Here is a 14,355-nt window from a genome sequence, read left to right on the forward strand (position 1 = left end):
GATGTCGCGCCCTGTCGCGATCATCGGCGCCGGCATCGGCGGGCTTACCGCTGCGCTTTGCCTCGCCCGCCGAGGCTTCGAAGTCGACATCATTGAACGGGCAACGGCGCTGACCGAGGTCGGCGCCGGCCTGCAATTGTCGCCGAACGCCTCACGTATCCTCATCGAGCTCGGCCTGCTTGCGGAACTCGAAGCCTACTGGAGCGAGCCCGAGCACATCGGCCTGGTTGACGGCGTATCCTTGAGCCCTCTTGCCAGCGTATCGGCGGGCGCTTTCGCGCGTCGCCGCTGGCACGCGCCCTACGCCGTCATGCACCGCGCGAGCCTGCAGAAAGTCCTGCTTGCCGCCGTGGAGGCAGAACCGCGCTGCCGCCTGCAACTCGGCTGCCATATCGACAATCCTGATGAGCAGACGATCATAACACTGACGGGGCGCCGCCCGGACATCATCGTCGGCGCCGACGGGATCTGGTCGCAGTTGCGCAACGGCGTCCCCGGTGCTGGTCGCGTACGCTTTTCAGGCAACGTTGCCTGGCGCATGACGCTCGCCCGCAACACGGCCGCCGGCCTTCTCAAGCCGAACCAGGTCACGGCGTTCCTCGGCCCTCGCGCCCATCTCGTCGCCTATCCGTTGCGGGAAGTTGACGGTTTCAATCTCGTCGCGATCATCGAGGGCAAGGAGACCGACGCCGTCTGGGTCGGCAAGGATTCGGACAAGCGGCGTCAGGATTGTCTGAATGCCTTCTCGGGCTGGAATCCGGGCATCCGCTCGCTGCTCGAAAAGGCTGCCGCCCCCACCTACTGGCCATTGTGCACAGTCGACGACGGGGCCTGGCAAGACGGGCGAAAGACCGTGCTGATCGGCGATGCGGCCCATGCGATGACGCCCTTTGCAGCGCAGGGCGCGGCCATGGCGATCGAGGACGCCTTCGAGCTTTCCGACTGCCTGGCGACCGGCATCGATATCCCGAAGGCGCTAGCTGCATTCGAAGCGAGGCGCCGACCACGCATCGCCCGGGTCCGGCGCCGTGCGGCGTTCAATCATTTCGCCTACCACGCCCGTGGGCCGCTACGCCTCGGCCGCGACATCGTCCTGAAACTCAAGGGACCGGACGCGCTCGCAGCCGACCTTGACTGGCTCTACGGCTACGGCGCCCAGCGCTGACTGCGGACAGGCGACTGGGCAACACGCAGATTCCATAGTCGGTGGTGACGAGGCGCCGCGAATGAACGCGGCGCCTCAGGCCGTCAAACGGCGTTGGCCGCGGCCAATCCGGCTTCGATGTCGCGACGGATATCCGGCACGTCCTCAAGCCCAATCTGCAGGCGGATGACCGGACCTTCTGTCGGCGCCAGCGCCACCTTGCGGTCCGACAGGCTGACATGGAGCGCGAGGCTCTCGAAGCCGCCCCAGGAATAGCCAAGCCCGAAGAGTTTCAGCGCATCGAGGAAGGCGTGCGCCTTGGCCTTGAAACGATCCGAATTTTCCGCCTTCAGCACAAAGGAGAAGATGCCGCTTGCGCCGGTAAAGTCGCGCTTCCAGAGTTCGTGGCCAGGGAAGCTCGGCAGTGCCGGATGCAGAACGCGGGCGACCTCGTCCCGCGTTTCGAGCCACTGCGCCAACGCCAGGGCACTTTCCTGATGGCGTTCGAGGCGAATGCCCATGGTTCTGAGGCCACGCAGGATTTGGTAGCTGTCGTCGGGCGAAACGCAGACACCAAGCGTCACCATCGCTTCCGTCAACTCCGGCCAGTGGGCGGCGTTCGCCGACACCGTACCCAGGAGAACATCTGAATGACCGGACGGATACTTGGTGGACGCATGGATCGACACATCGACGCCGTGATCGAGCGGCCTGAAGTAAACCGGCGTCGCCCAGGTGTTGTCCATGGTGACGACGCAGCCATGGCGATGGGCAGCGTCTGCAATGGCGCGAATGTCCTGCATCTCGAACGTGTTCGAACCCGGCGCTTCGGTATGCACCAGGCGCGTGTTCGGGCGGATCAGGTTTTCGATCCCGGCACCGATCATCGGATCGTAGTATTCGACGGTGACGCCAAGACGCTTCAGCATCGTGTCGCAGAAGTGGCGCGTGGGGAAATAGACCGAATCGACGATCAGCGCGTGATCGCCTGCCGAGAGATAGGCAAGGAACGGCACCGTTACGGCGGCCAAGCCCGAGGGTACGAGAATCGTCCCGGCGGAACCTTCAAGTTCGTTGATCGCGTCGCAAAGCGCATCCGTGGTCGGCGTTCCGCGCGTGCCGTAGGTGTATTTCTGCGCGCGCATTTCCATCGACTTCGCATTCGGAAACAACACGGTGGAGGCATGTACCACGGGCGGGTTGACGAAGCCGAAATAGTCGGAGGGATTGTTGCCGCTATGAGCGAGACGGGTGTTGATGCCCGCCTTGCCATTCACATTGCCGCTGTCTGCCATTGCATGTTCCGCTTCTGATTTCGAAAGAGAAACTCTTCGAATGAGCCACAACCGCGGTCAAGTGGCAAAAATCATGAAGTGTCGTTTTGGCCGTCACAGGCCGGCATTTGGCGATTTTTCGCCCAGGGTCTGCTCATCCTCCCTGAAAACTGCCTAACTTTCTGGCTTGTTTCGGGTTTTTCACATGCAAAACCAGAAAATCGGCGACCTCTCTTGACCCTCATGGAATTTGAGCATGAGATAGCCGGTACTCGCGCCAGGAGGGTGGCGGAGGCTGCACGCGCCAGGAGACGCGCCGGTGCAGACGGGAACTAACGACAACAGAAAAAGGTTCTAAAAATGGCAAAAAGAATTCTGACAGCTCTCGTTGGCGCCGCTGTCATGGGGATTGGCACACAGGCGGCTTCGGGCGCTACCCTTGATGACGTGAAGGCCAAGGGCTTTGTCCAATGCGGCGTGAACACCGGTCTCGCCGGCTTTGCTGCCCCGGATGCCTCGGGCAACTGGAGCGGTTTCGACGTCGACTACTGCAAGGCAATCGCCGCCGCGATCTTCGCGGATGCCAGCAAGGTGAAGTACACGCCCACCTCCGCCAAGGAACGCTTCCCGGCGCTGCAGTCCGGCGAGGTCGATGTCCTTGCGCGTAACACCACCTGGACGATCAACCGCGACACCGCGCTCGGCTTCAACTTCCGCCCGGTCAACTACTATGACGGCCAGGGCTTCATGGTTCGCAAGAGCCTGAACGTCAAATCGGCCCTCGAGCTTTCGGGCGCAGCCGTCTGCGTGCAGACCGGTACCACCACCGAACTCAACCTTGCCGACTACTTCAAGTCCAACAACCTGCAGTACAATCCGGTGGTCTTCGAAAAGCTCGAAGAAGTGAACGCCGCCTATGACGCCGGCCGTTGCGACGTCTACACGACCGACCAGTCGGGCCTCTATTCGCTGCGTCTGACGCTGTCGAAGCCCGACGATCACATGATCCTGCCGGAAATCATCTCGAAGGAGCCGCTCGGTCCGGCCGTACGCCAAGGTGACGACCAGTGGTTCGATATCGTCAGCTGGGTTCACTACGCGCTGATCCAGGCCGAAGATTTCGGCATCACCCAGGCTAACGTCGAAGAAATGAAGAAGTCCGCCAACCCGGACGTTCAGCGCTTCCTCGGCGTCGAAGCTGACAGCAAGATCGGCACTGACCTCGGCCTCACCAACGAATGGGCCGTGAACATCATCAAGGCCGTCGGCAACTACGGCGAAGTCTTCGATCGCAACATCGGCGCCGGCAGCCCGCTCAAGATCGAGCGTGGCCTGAACGCATTGTGGAGCAAGGGCGGCATCCAGTACGCCCCGCCGGTCCGCTAAGCGATTATCCGAGACTGGGGAAGCGGGTCACCGCTTCCCCATCCAACGATAAAAACACCCAAAGGGTGACAAAGGGGAAAGAGGCATTGCATGGCGATTGGCGTCACAACTACGCCTGAGAAAAGCAAACCGTCGGGGTCGATCATCAACGACCCGCAAGTGCGCGGGATCTTCTATCAGGTACTCACCCTCGTCGTTCTCGCGGCCTTCGTCTATTGGATCGCCGACAATACGATCGAGAACCTCAAACGGGCGAATATCGCTTCCGGTTACGGCTTCCTGAATGGGCGCGCCGGCTTCGACGTCGGACAGTCGCTGATCACCTTTACCAGCGATTCGACCTATCAGCGCGCGCTTGTCGTTGGTCTGCTCAACACGCTGCTGGTCGCTGTCTGCGGTATTTTCACCGCCACCATCATCGGCTTTGCGGTCGGCATCGGCCGGCTGTCGCACAACTGGCTGATCGCCAAGCTGTCGCTCGCCTATGTCGAGATCTTCCGCAATATCCCGCCGCTGCTCGTCATCTTCTTCTGGTACAGCGGCGTTCTGGCGATCCTGCCGCAGCCGCGCGAATCGGCGGCACTGCCGCTCAACATGTTCCTCAACAACCGCGGCCTTGCCTTTCCCAAACCGATCTTTGGCGACGGCTCGCTGTACACGGTTCTTGCCCTCGTCATCGCGATCGTCGCCAGCTTCTTCGTGGCGCGGTATGCGCGCAAGAAGCAGGAGGCCACCGGACAGCGCTTCCCGGTTCTTTGGACGGCTCTCGGTCTGATCATCGGCCTGCCGTTGCTGACGTTCCTTGCCACGGGATCGCCGATCACCTTCGACGTCCCTGTCGCCGGCAAGTTCAACCTCACCGGCGGCTCGGTCATCGGGCCAGAATTCCTGTCGCTGTTCCTGGCGCTCTCGTTCTACACCGCAGCCTTCATCGCGGAAATCGTGCGCGCCGGCATTCGCGGCGTGTCCAAGGGGCAGACGGAGGCCGCGCACGCGCTCGGCATCCGCCCGGGTCTGACGACGCGCCTCGTGGTGGTTCCGCAGGCGCTGAGAATCATCATTCCACCGCTTACCAGCCAGTATCTGAACCTGACCAAGAACTCGTCGCTCGCCGTAGCCATCGGCTACGCCGATCTCGTGGCCGTCGGCGGCACGATCCTCAACCAGACGGGGCAGTCGATCGAGATCGTTTCAATCTGGATCGTCGTATACCTGTCGCTGAGCCTCGCGACGTCGCTGTTCATGAACTGGTTCAATGCTCGAATGGCCCTGGTGGAGAGATAAGACCATGAACACACCCCAGGCAACTTTCGTCCGCGCCTCGATGATCGAGGCTTCAGCACCGCCGATCGCAGAAGGCGGCGTCGTCCACTGGCTGCGCGAGAACCTTTTCGCCACGCCGAAGGATACGGTGCTTACCATCATCGGCGCGCTTGCGCTCGCGTGGTTCCTGCCGCCTGCAATCCAGTGGCTGTTCCTTGACGCCGCCTGGACCGGCGGCGGCCGTGGCGTCTGCGCCACGGTTGCACAGGGCGGCTCGCAGCCGGAAGGCTGGAGCGGTGCTTGCTGGGCCTTCGTCAACGCGAAGCTCGACCAGTTCGTCTACGGCCGCTACCCGCTCGATGAACGCTGGAGACCGACGCTGGTCGGCATCCTCTTCATTCTTTTCCTCGTGCCGATGGCGATACCGAAGGTCCCTTACAAGGGCATCAACGCCATCCTGCTTTTCGCCGTTCTGCCGCTCATCTCCTTGATCCTGCTTCCGGGCGGCTGGTTTGGGCTGACATTCGTCGAGACGCCGCTCTGGGGCGGCCTGATGGTGACGCTCATTCTCTCTTTCGTCGGCATCGCCGTGTCGTTGCCGCTCGGCATCCTGCTAGCACTTGGCCGGCGATCACACATGCCCGTGATCAAGATGCTCTGCACCGCTTTCATCGAGCTGGTGCGCGGCATTCCGCTGATCACCGTCCTGTTCATGGCCAGCGTCATGCTGCCCTTGTTCCTGCCGCAGGGTGTCACCTTCGACAAGTTCCTCCGTGCGCTGATCGGCGTGTCGCTCTTTGCCTCGGCCTACATGGCCGAAGTGGTGCGCGGCGGTCTCCAGGCCATTCCGAAGGGGCAGTATGAAGGAGCGGATTCGCTTGGTCTCAGCTTCTGGCAAAAGATGAACCTCATCGTGCTGCCGCAGGCGCTGAAGCTGGTGATCCCGGGTATCGTCAATACCTTCATCGGCCTGTTCAAGGATACGTCGCTGGTTTCGATCATCGGCATGTTCGATCTGCTCGGCATCGTTCGCTTCAACTTCACCGATGCCAACTGGGCCTCTTCGGTCACGCCGATCTCTGGCCTTATTTTCGCTGGCTTCATATTCTGGCTTTTCTGCTTCGGTATGTCGCGCTATTCAGGCTTCATGGAACGCGTGCTCGACACGGCCCATAAACGATAAAAAGAGGGGAGGATCGCATGGCAAACGCAGCCACTGCTTCCAAAATGACTGTTTCCGCAACCGATGTCGCGGTTGAAATCACTGGAATGAACAAGTGGTACGGGGACTTCCACGTCCTTCGTGACATCAACCTGAAGGTTATGAAAGGCGAGCGCATTGTCATTGCCGGCCCGTCGGGCTCCGGCAAGTCGACGATGATCCGCTGCATCAATCGCCTCGAAGAGCACCAGAAGGGCAAGATCGTCGTTGACGGTATCGAGCTGACCAACGACCTCAAGAAGATCGACGAAGTGCGCCGCGAAGTCGGCATGGTGTTCCAGCACTTCAACCTCTTCCCGCACCTGACGATCCTCGAAAACTGCACGCTTGCGCCGATCTGGGTGCGCAAGATGCCGAAGAAGCAGGCGGAAGAAATCGCGATGCACTTCCTGAAGCGCGTCAAGATCCCGGAACAGGCGAACAAATATCCGGGCCAGCTCTCCGGCGGTCAGCAGCAGCGCGTGGCGATCGCCCGCTCGCTGTGCATGAATCCGAAGATAATGCTGTTCGACGAGCCGACTTCGGCGCTCGACCCGGAAATGATCAAGGAAGTGCTCGACACGATGGTCGGCCTCGCCGAGGAAGGCATGACCATGCTCTGCGTGACCCACGAAATGGGCTTTGCCCGCCAGGTCGCCAACCGCGTGATCTTTATGGACCAGGGCCAGATCGTCGAGCAGAACTCGCCGGCCGAGTTCTTCGACAATCCGCAGCACGAGCGCACCAAGCTCTTCCTCAGCCAGATCCTGCACTAGGATCGGCAGACACCTTCACAAGGAAGCCCGTCTCATCGAGGCGGGCTTTTTCTATTCGGATTGCTTGGCTCGGTCCTATTCAACGCGATAGCGCAAAGTGCCGACGGACCAGCGGATACTACGCCTGTCAAGATCATCGGCCCAGGTCTTCTGTAGCCGCGCGACGATGTCGCTCAAGGTCTCCCGGGTATTCAGCTCAACCTTCAGCCCACGGGATTTCGGCGCGACGTCGCTCAAATTGACGGCATCGCTGACCACGAGTGCAATGAAGGCACTCTCGCCCTCACCCGACGCTTCGAAATCAAAGCCATAGTAGTCGTCAGGCAATGTCAGCGGCACGTCTGGCGCAAGCGGCGTGATCTTCTGCGCGAACTCGTTCGGGAAGATCTGCGTGGCCTTGCCCTGGCTGTTCACGTCGAAGAGCAGCAGGTCGCCGCTGGTTCGGCTGGTGACGGTCAGCTTGAAAACGTCGCCGGCCTTCATGGTCGTGGGTCGGTCTATGGCGAGTTTCACTTCGCCGGTCTCGGTCTTGCCGATGATGTCACCGACGGCGTTGACCGCATCGGAGTCCTGATAGGTCGTCGGCGTCCCACTTGGAGCGCTTGATTGCTGGTAAGTCCCCTGCCCGTTGCCACCCGCACCGAGCTTTTCAGGTGTGATTGCACTATCGCCAAGCGTCTGCGCCTTGCTTTCCAATTGCGGGTCGAGATTGCCGCATTTTTCTTGTGAGGAGCAGTAGGCGGTCGACTGCGCCTTTGCGAATTCGAGCAGTTCGGCGTTGCTCGTCAAGCCGTTGCCGTTGGCGTCCGCCGCATTGCCGGTCTGGCCAGCGACGAAAGCCGCGGTGAACACGCCGTGCCGATCCTCGACGGGAAGCCGCACATCGTCCCAGGCCACCTGATAGGGGGCAGCCGCGCTCCAGGCGGTCACGCCCGCTTCCACCAGCTTCGGCTTATCGACTACGGCAAGGTCGATCCTGAGGCCGCGGGTCGATGCCTGCTCAACCGGTTTGGCGTGGGGGCGCGGTAGGAAACGAGCGCCCTCGATGCCCGATGAGACGTCAGCGGAGAGCGAAGGCGAGATCGTGCCGGAATGGCAGGCGTCGATCACCATCGTTACCGCCCGCCCCTGCAATCGCTCCAGGATCCGGTCGATCTCATCGTCGAGGATCGCGCCTTGCCAGTCCGTTTCACCGGAGACGATATCGACGGGCGCCAGTGCCTCGTCCAGTCCATCCTCCTCGTCGCCATCCCCGTCCGTCACCTGAAGGCCGTGGCCGGAAAAGTAGATGTAGACGCGATCGCCGGGACCGGTGGCTTCGCCAAGCCACGTGTTCAAGGACGAGAGTATTTCTGCTCGCGTCGCCTGCTCGTCCTTCAAAATGCGGATCGAGGACGGATCGAAACCAAGTTTTCCCGTCAGCAGGCCCTGCATTGCCACGAGATCGTTCTTCGGACCTTGCAGCGCGAACTTAGGCGAGAGGTTCGGATAGCTTCCGACACCGATGAGCAAGGCGCGGTCGCCGGCCACGGCCGGAGCCGCATGCAAGGCGAGACATGTCACCACAGAAAGCGCGGTACACCAGGACTTGCCACGCGTGCTCATTGGCCCCGGTCCCTGGTGTAAAGCGGTTGGATGGCGATCGTGCTTTCACTGCCCCCCAACCGCGCCTCAAGAAGGCGTAGAAGTGCTGCGGGATCGAGCTTCGAATTGGAGAAAGCCGCCACGATGGCGTCGATCGGCGCATTCGTCGATATGACGACGAGGTGATCGGCGCCGAAGGGTTTCACCACCTCCAGGCCCTGAAGCTGAAACGCGTGGCTGCCACTGCCGGCAATCTGCGCGTCGAGAAGCTGTGCTTCGCCGGTATTCGCCAGATTGAAAACCAGCATGTTGGCGTAGTCGCCCTGCGCCGCCTTGAAATTCAGCCTGTCGCCTGCCGCGTAGATGTCCTTCAACGGCGTGAGCGAAACGCTGCCGGGGCTCTGCGTCGCCAGGGCCTTCAGGAAATCGACCAGGATATACTTGTCGACGGCGCCCTGGAGCATGTTGGACGTGATATGTTCGCCGGCGACATCGCCGTTCGGCGTGTAGAATACGCCGGTGGCCGCATCCCAGCGATAGGGTACGCCGCTGCCGCCGAGATTGTTGAGCGGCGGCGCTGTAGCGGTGACGCTCAGCGCCAGTTTCCCCGTCCAGCCCATTTCACGCGGCGACTTCAATTTCGCTCCGGCATCGCCGGTCGCGCCCGCGCCGATGGTCGCGCTTCGCGGCAGGGACAGAACAATCTCCTTGTCGGAGCGCGGCACTTGCGGCGTGAAATTCGGCACCTGCAGCGCTTCCGACTGAAGCTTGACGTTGGAGAAGACATAATCCTCGAGCTCGATGCGCGAGATCCGGCCATCACCGTCACGATCCGCAGCCCCCTCTATGGCGCGGGCAAAGCTCCAGCTCAGGGCGCCGCGCGGCTCGCCGCCGATCACCACCTCCGGCGTCGGCTGGCTTTCGAGCGACGCAGCCAGGACCGTCACCCGAGACAGGTCCCCATCGTTCACCTTCGCGCCCCTGAGCGCCTCTTCGGACGGCGGCGGCACCTTCGCACGCACGATCGGCGCAAGCCGCGTTTTACCGGAAATGGAACGGTTCATGCCGCCGGAAAAGCAACTGTCGGAAAGGAACAGAACCTGAATGCCTTTAGCCTCCGCTTCCGCGAACCAGGCGTTCAGCTCGTTGTCGACAATGATCTCCTTGCTGGTTTCTTCCGCGCGGCTCCTGTCGAAGCCGGGTAGTTCCAGGAACTCGTCCAGACCGTCTTCTTCGCTGCCCGCAATCAACTCCGGCATCTGCGCGCCGTGCCCGGCATAGGTGAAGACGATCGTATCGCCGCGGGCTGCGCCGGCGACCAGTTCGGTCCAGGCGGAGCGGATGGCGTCCTTCGTCGCCTGCTCATTGATGAACTGCCGTATCGTGTCGACATTGGCCGCCTTTAGCGCCTGCGCGACATCGCGTGCATCCTTCACTGCGCCGTCGAGGCTCACTTCATGCGGATAGGCATCCACCCCGACGACCAGCGCCGACGTGGCCGCGAGGACGGGGGGCACGGGCAGGACGAACAGGACTGTCGAAAGCAGGATTCTGTGCAACACAACTAGTTCCCCACGTCCACTTCCACCCGCCGGTCGAGCTGGTGCAGCATCGCCTCGTCGTAGGCGCTCGGGTCATCCGGCTTGAACGGCTCTTCCTCGCCCTTGCCGACGGCTGTCCAAGTACCCGGATATCCGGCATCCACAAGGTAATGCGCCAAGGCCTCGGCGCGGGCGATGGACAATGCCTTGTTCGCCTCGGTCGTGCCAACCGGATCGGTATGGCCAATCAGGGTGATTGTCGGCGGTTTCGCCGACTTCAGGCATTCGAAGAGGTCCTTTGCCGACTGCAGCCCCTCCGGCGTGAATTCGGCGGTGCCGAAGACGTAGCGCACCGGTGTGGCCTTCTTCTTGATCGAGATGCCGCGATAGGAAAACTTGCAGGCGCCGCGCGCGGCAAGCCTGACGGGCTTGGTTGCCGCAAGCCGCATTTCCGAGGCCAGCCTGTCCAGCCGCAGAATGTAGTCCTTGTCCGGCGCCATCCAATCGGGCGTCAGTTCTTCGTTCGCGGTATCCTCCAGCGCCTGCTGATAATAGGTCGCTGCCGCCTCATAGTCCCGGCGCTCCCGGCTAATGTCGCCGAGCGCATCGAGGATCTGCCACGGGCCGCCGGCGTCTCTGCTCGCTGTCGTCAGATCGCCTTCGAAGCTTTCGAGCTTGGCGCCCTGCCCCACGGCAGCCGCGACACGGTTGAAGGTCGCCAGCGCCACGACGCGACGCGTCAGCGCGATCTCGGTTGGCGAGCATCCCGCCACCCTCTCCGGAGCAGCGGCAGCACGCGCGGCCGCCTCGTCGCCGCGGTTCAGCGCTTCGGACGCCTGGCGAAGGCCGTCGCAGGCCATCGCGGGCGCGGCGACTGGCAGCACCATTGCCGACGCGAGAATAAGAGACCGGATCACCTTTGCCATCGTTCGCTCGTCAGTTCCTGATCTCGAAGGTCACCATCTGAACGCTGCTGGCCCCAGCATCGCCCTGGGCCTGTTTGGCCAGGTTGATTGCCAGCCCCCTTGTCGGTGGCAGCCTCGACTTCGCCACGTAGTCCCGCGCCTTCTCCACGGTGAGCCTCTGATCGCCAAGCCCGCCGACACGGCAGAAGGCCAACATCGACTCGGATGGCGCGGGGGTGTCGAACGTCAGCGTGCCCGTCCCCGGCTGCGGGATAAGGCGCCGTTCGCCCGGCTGCAGCGTGATGTTGCCGATCATCACATCCGGGATGACCTCGACATTGCCATTCTCCTCGACATAGAGGATCTGCAACTCGCAGGCTTGGTTGGCGCTAAGTTCGAAAGAAAGCTGATCGCCAACTTTCGCCGTCGTCGACTTCACGTTGAGCGCGAGCGCGAGCTTGTTGCCAGCCGCCGCATCCTCCTTGCGATACTCGGGCACGGCAGCCACGATCGATTGCGTCTTGGCATCCACCGGTTGCTCGGAACCGGCAACGACGATCGCTGCGGTATCCAGCGGGCGACGCTGCAGCAAGGGTTCCAGCAGCAAGGCATATTGCTGTTCGACCTCGTTGCGCGGGATCGTTCCGCCTGCTTCGAGCGTCGTTACCCAGTCCAACCCCAGGCGCAGAACATCCGTATTCGTCACGCGCTTGATCGCATCGGAGAATTGCTTCGGCGTCATGTCGAACTCGGCCGCCAAACCGTCAAAGTCGAGCTCGTCTTCGTATTTGTCCGCGAAGTAGGTGATGATCTCTGCATCGCCTGGCGCGTGCTTGCTCTGGAGACCGCCATCCGGCGTCGGCTCGGTGACACCCAGCGCCTTCAGCGCATTGACGAAGCGCTCGCGGTCGTTCCGATAGGCCTCGTCCAATTCCTCCTGCTTCACATACATGGCGAGCAGCACGTCCTGCTGGTCCTTGCTGAAGAGCGTCGATGTCTCGATATGGTCACGCAACTGATCGCGCTTCGATAGAATGCCGTCGGCGTGGCAATCGACGCAGGAACGCGCATTGATGATCTCAACGCCCTTGCCGATCGGGCGCTTGCGAAACGACACGATGGTCGTGGGGCCAACATCGAGCTGCTTGCCCGCGGAGGTGGAGAGGTAGTAGCCCTGCAGACCGTTCGGGAGCGAGAAGATCATTTCGCCGCCGTCGTGTTCGAACGGCACCAAACCGGCGTCGAGCGGAGCGAGTTCCTTCGGCCCGTGCGGGAAGCGCTTCAGCACCTGCTTGCCCAGGTCGCCGCCGAAATCATAGGACTTCCAGTAGTAGCCGCCGAACGGCATATCGTGCCGCTCCAGCATGCGGTTGTGGTCGGAAACGCCCGACGAACCATCGGCGAAACCGGCGCGCAGGACGTTGCGCCGGCGAATGTTGTCGGCCACGTCGATCTTGAAGCGCTTTTCGAGTTCGCTGATCTCAGTCGGCAGCCGCATCAGCCGGTTGTAGATCTCCGGCCGTGCGCCATTGCTCATGAACCAGTCGATCCGCATGATCGGCAATTGCGTCGCCGTCTCCTTGGAAAGTGCGGCCAACGACGCATCGCTCTCAGGGTCGACACCGTAGAAATAGCGCTTGATCAGGAAGTCGTAGTCCGCGGTTTCCCATTGCAGCTCGCGCAGATCGACACGCACGAGCAACCCATTGGTGCCATCGACTTCGGTTGGCACGACCAGTTTCGGACCGTAGGAGAGTGAATTCAGCAGTTTCTTGAAGCCGCCGGCAAGCACGTCCATGCGCTTCATGAAGGTCTGGTCGTCCTCGCAACCCATCATGCCGTTATACTGGTCGCGGTAGGAAAAATAGCGCATGAACGGACGGTCGAGTTCGTTGACCTTGCCGATGTCCTTCAGCGCCGCCTCGACGAACTGGACATAGCTCAGCATCGGGCGGGAACGGTCGGGCTTGGCCGCCGCCGTTTGCGGCAGGCTCTTCTCGCTGAGGGAATTGATCCAGTCCTCCAGCACCTTGATCTCTTCGGCCGAGGGCCGCTTGCCAAGCGGCATGCGGCCGCTAACGACGGTCGTGTAGAGGCGTGACTTCGATGCGTCGCCCGGCGCCACGAAATTGGCATCCGCGCCGATCGAGGCGAGGTCGCCGGCAGGGTAGCTCCCCTGCGAACTTTCGCCCGGCCCGTGGCAGTTACGGCAATATTTGCCGATGAAGGCATCCGCCTGCTGTGCCAGAACCGCATTGTCGCCGCCGAGCGCTTCCGCGGCGGTATTTTCCTTGCAGACGGCGGTTACAGATTGCGCCACCGGCGCCGGTGCCTTCACCTCACGATCGGAGAGGAAGGCGTAGATCGCCCGGCGGTCTTCCTCCGTCAGAACGCTCAGGCCCTTGGCGATGCGTCGCATCCCGGGATCGCTGACCGGCGCGCCCGAGAGTTTCTTGCCCTCGTCGATCAGGCCCCTGGTGAACGCATCGGGCGAAGCAAGCCCCGCCATCTTCGCTTTGCTGATGTCCGGGGCGACCGCACCCGTCAGATCCTTTTCACCCTGGTAGGCGCGCTCCAGATCGAGCCCGTAGGTGGTGGTGCGCGGCGTATGGCAGTCGCCGCAACCGCCGACGTTCTCGACAAGGTAGCGGCCGCGCTCGGCTTGCGTCTCTTCGCGGGGCTGATAGCCCGGCACCGTGAAGTGGCTGCGCTTCCACAGCGTGATCGTCGTCTGACGACTGAAGGGGAAGGCGATCTCGTGTTCCTTCGACGCGGCGTCAGACTGCGGCAGCGTCTCGATATAGGCCTTGATGTCGAGCGCATCCTCCGGCTTCATCCCGCCATAGGATGTATAGGGCATGACCGGGTAGAGATTGTTGCCGTCCCGGTCGAGGCCGACCAGCACAGCGTTCAAGAACTGGGCGTTGGTCCAGCCGCCGATGCCGTTGGCGTGGGGCGATATGTTCGGCGCATAGAAGGTGCCGATCGCCGTGTTCATCTCCATGCCGCCGGAAAGCAGTTCCGTGTCGTCGCCGGAACCATGACAGGCGCCGCAGCCCGCGGCGTTGAACATGTATTTGCCGTTATCGACATTGGCCCTGTAGGTCGAAAACGCGTCGTCAGCGAAGGCGTCGCGCGCTTCGGCAAGGGCGGGACAGAGCGAGACGGCGAGCACGGCCATCGCCGACGCTGCCAATGATCGTGCGCCAAGGCCGGCTCCTTGCGAGACGTTCTCCCGCCTTTTCCGCAGACCACGCATGAAACCCTCTCCTCAATCAAAA

Annotated in this window: 10 protein-coding genes; 5 read left to right on the forward strand and 5 right to left on the reverse strand. The window is 62.1% G+C overall.

Going from position 1 to position 14,355, the window contains the following annotated elements; genetic code table 11:
- The first annotated feature begins 1 nt into the window (after nucleotide 1).
- Nucleotides 2-1,165 (forward strand): FAD-dependent monooxygenase, encoded by a 1,164-nt coding sequence (locus V7S54_RS21995; protein ID WP_065376100.1) that lies wholly within the window; start codon nucleotides 2-4, stop codon nucleotides 1,163-1,165.
- Nucleotides 1,166-1,248: 83 nt separating this feature from the next.
- Here V7S54_RS21995 and V7S54_RS22000 read toward each other — a convergent pair whose 3' ends face one another.
- The gene (locus tag V7S54_RS22000) at nucleotides 1,249-2,439 is read right to left on the reverse strand and encodes a cystathionine beta-lyase (protein WP_065376101.1); all 1,191 of its coding nucleotides are present in this window, start codon (nucleotides 2,437-2,439) and stop codon (nucleotides 1,249-1,251) included.
- Nucleotides 2,440-2,778: 339 nt separating this feature from the next.
- On the opposite strand from V7S54_RS22000, the gene V7S54_RS22005 reads away from it, so the two are divergent.
- The 4 genes from V7S54_RS22005 (at nucleotide 2,779) to V7S54_RS22020 (ending at nucleotide 7,044) form a co-directional block, all read left to right on the forward strand.
- A complete protein-coding gene (locus tag V7S54_RS22005; protein ID WP_065376102.1) occupies nucleotides 2,779-3,804 on the forward strand; it encodes an amino acid ABC transporter substrate-binding protein in 1,026 nt (341 codons plus the stop codon).
- A gap of 90 nt (nucleotides 3,805-3,894) precedes the next feature.
- The gene (locus V7S54_RS22010; protein ID WP_336408780.1) at nucleotides 3,895-5,088 is read left to right on the forward strand and encodes an amino acid ABC transporter permease; all 1,194 of its coding nucleotides are present in this window, start codon (nucleotides 3,895-3,897) and stop codon (nucleotides 5,086-5,088) included.
- Nucleotides 5,089-5,092: 4 nt separating this feature from the next.
- Complete coding sequence (locus tag V7S54_RS22015; RefSeq protein ID WP_065376104.1) at nucleotides 5,093-6,250, forward strand: amino acid ABC transporter permease; 1,158 nt, start codon at nucleotides 5,093-5,095, stop codon at nucleotides 6,248-6,250.
- Between the two features lie 17 nt (nucleotides 6,251-6,267).
- Nucleotides 6,268-7,044, forward strand: coding sequence for an amino acid ABC transporter ATP-binding protein (locus V7S54_RS22020; RefSeq protein WP_057255718.1), 777 nt, complete (start codon nucleotides 6,268-6,270; stop codon nucleotides 7,042-7,044).
- Nucleotides 7,045-7,119: 75 nt separating this feature from the next.
- Here V7S54_RS22020 and V7S54_RS22025 read toward each other — a convergent pair whose 3' ends face one another.
- From V7S54_RS22025 to V7S54_RS22040, 4 genes are read right to left on the reverse strand one after another with little or no spacing between them, the layout of a single operon-like run.
- Nucleotides 7,120-8,649 (reverse strand): caspase family protein, encoded by a 1,530-nt coding sequence (locus V7S54_RS22025; protein WP_065376105.1) that lies wholly within the window; start codon nucleotides 8,647-8,649, stop codon nucleotides 7,120-7,122.
- Complete coding sequence (locus tag V7S54_RS22030) at nucleotides 8,646-10,190, reverse strand: caspase family protein (protein WP_065376106.1); 1,545 nt, start codon at nucleotides 10,188-10,190, stop codon at nucleotides 8,646-8,648. The genes V7S54_RS22025 and V7S54_RS22030 overlap by 4 nt, the downstream gene beginning before the upstream one ends.
- A 2-nt stretch (nucleotides 10,191-10,192) precedes the next feature.
- On the reverse strand, nucleotides 10,193-11,095 hold the full coding sequence (locus V7S54_RS22035; protein ID WP_065376107.1) for an OmpA family protein: 903 nt from the start codon (nucleotides 11,093-11,095) through the stop codon (nucleotides 10,193-10,195).
- Between the two features lie 10 nt (nucleotides 11,096-11,105).
- Entirely contained in the window at nucleotides 11,106-14,333 is a 3,228-nt protein-coding gene (locus V7S54_RS22040) for a c-type cytochrome (protein ID WP_336408781.1), read from the reverse strand.
- Nucleotides 14,334-14,355 lie beyond the last annotated feature (22 nt).

Origin of the sequence: Ensifer sp. CCNWLY38 (assembly GCF_037120565.1) — a bacterium.
GTDB lineage: Bacteria > Pseudomonadota > Alphaproteobacteria > Rhizobiales > Rhizobiaceae > Ensifer > Ensifer adhaerens_H.

Bases quoted from the DNA above. Each gene is read 5' to 3' on its own strand.
- V7S54_RS21995 (WP_065376100.1), top strand. From the start codon at position 2: ATGTCGCGCCCTGTCGCGATCATCGGCGCCGGCATCGGCGGGCTTACC.
- V7S54_RS22000 (WP_065376101.1), bottom strand. From the start codon at position 2,439: ATGGCAGACAGCGGCAATGTGAATGGCAAGGCGGGCATCAACACCCGT.
- V7S54_RS22005 (WP_065376102.1), top strand. From the start codon at position 2,779: ATGGCAAAAAGAATTCTGACAGCTCTCGTTGGCGCCGCTGTCATGGGG.
- V7S54_RS22010 (WP_336408780.1), top strand. From the start codon at position 3,895: ATGGCGATTGGCGTCACAACTACGCCTGAGAAAAGCAAACCGTCGGGG.
- V7S54_RS22015 (WP_065376104.1), top strand. From the start codon at position 5,093: ATGAACACACCCCAGGCAACTTTCGTCCGCGCCTCGATGATCGAGGCT.
- V7S54_RS22020 (WP_057255718.1), top strand. From the start codon at position 6,268: ATGGCAAACGCAGCCACTGCTTCCAAAATGACTGTTTCCGCAACCGAT.
- V7S54_RS22025 (WP_065376105.1), bottom strand. From the start codon at position 8,649: ATGAGCACGCGTGGCAAGTCCTGGTGTACCGCGCTTTCTGTGGTGACA.
- V7S54_RS22035 (WP_065376107.1), bottom strand. From the start codon at position 11,095: ATGGCAAAGGTGATCCGGTCTCTTATTCTCGCGTCGGCAATGGTGCTG.
- V7S54_RS22040 (WP_336408781.1), bottom strand. From the start codon at position 14,333: ATGCGTGGTCTGCGGAAAAGGCGGGAGAACGTCTCGCAAGGAGCCGGC.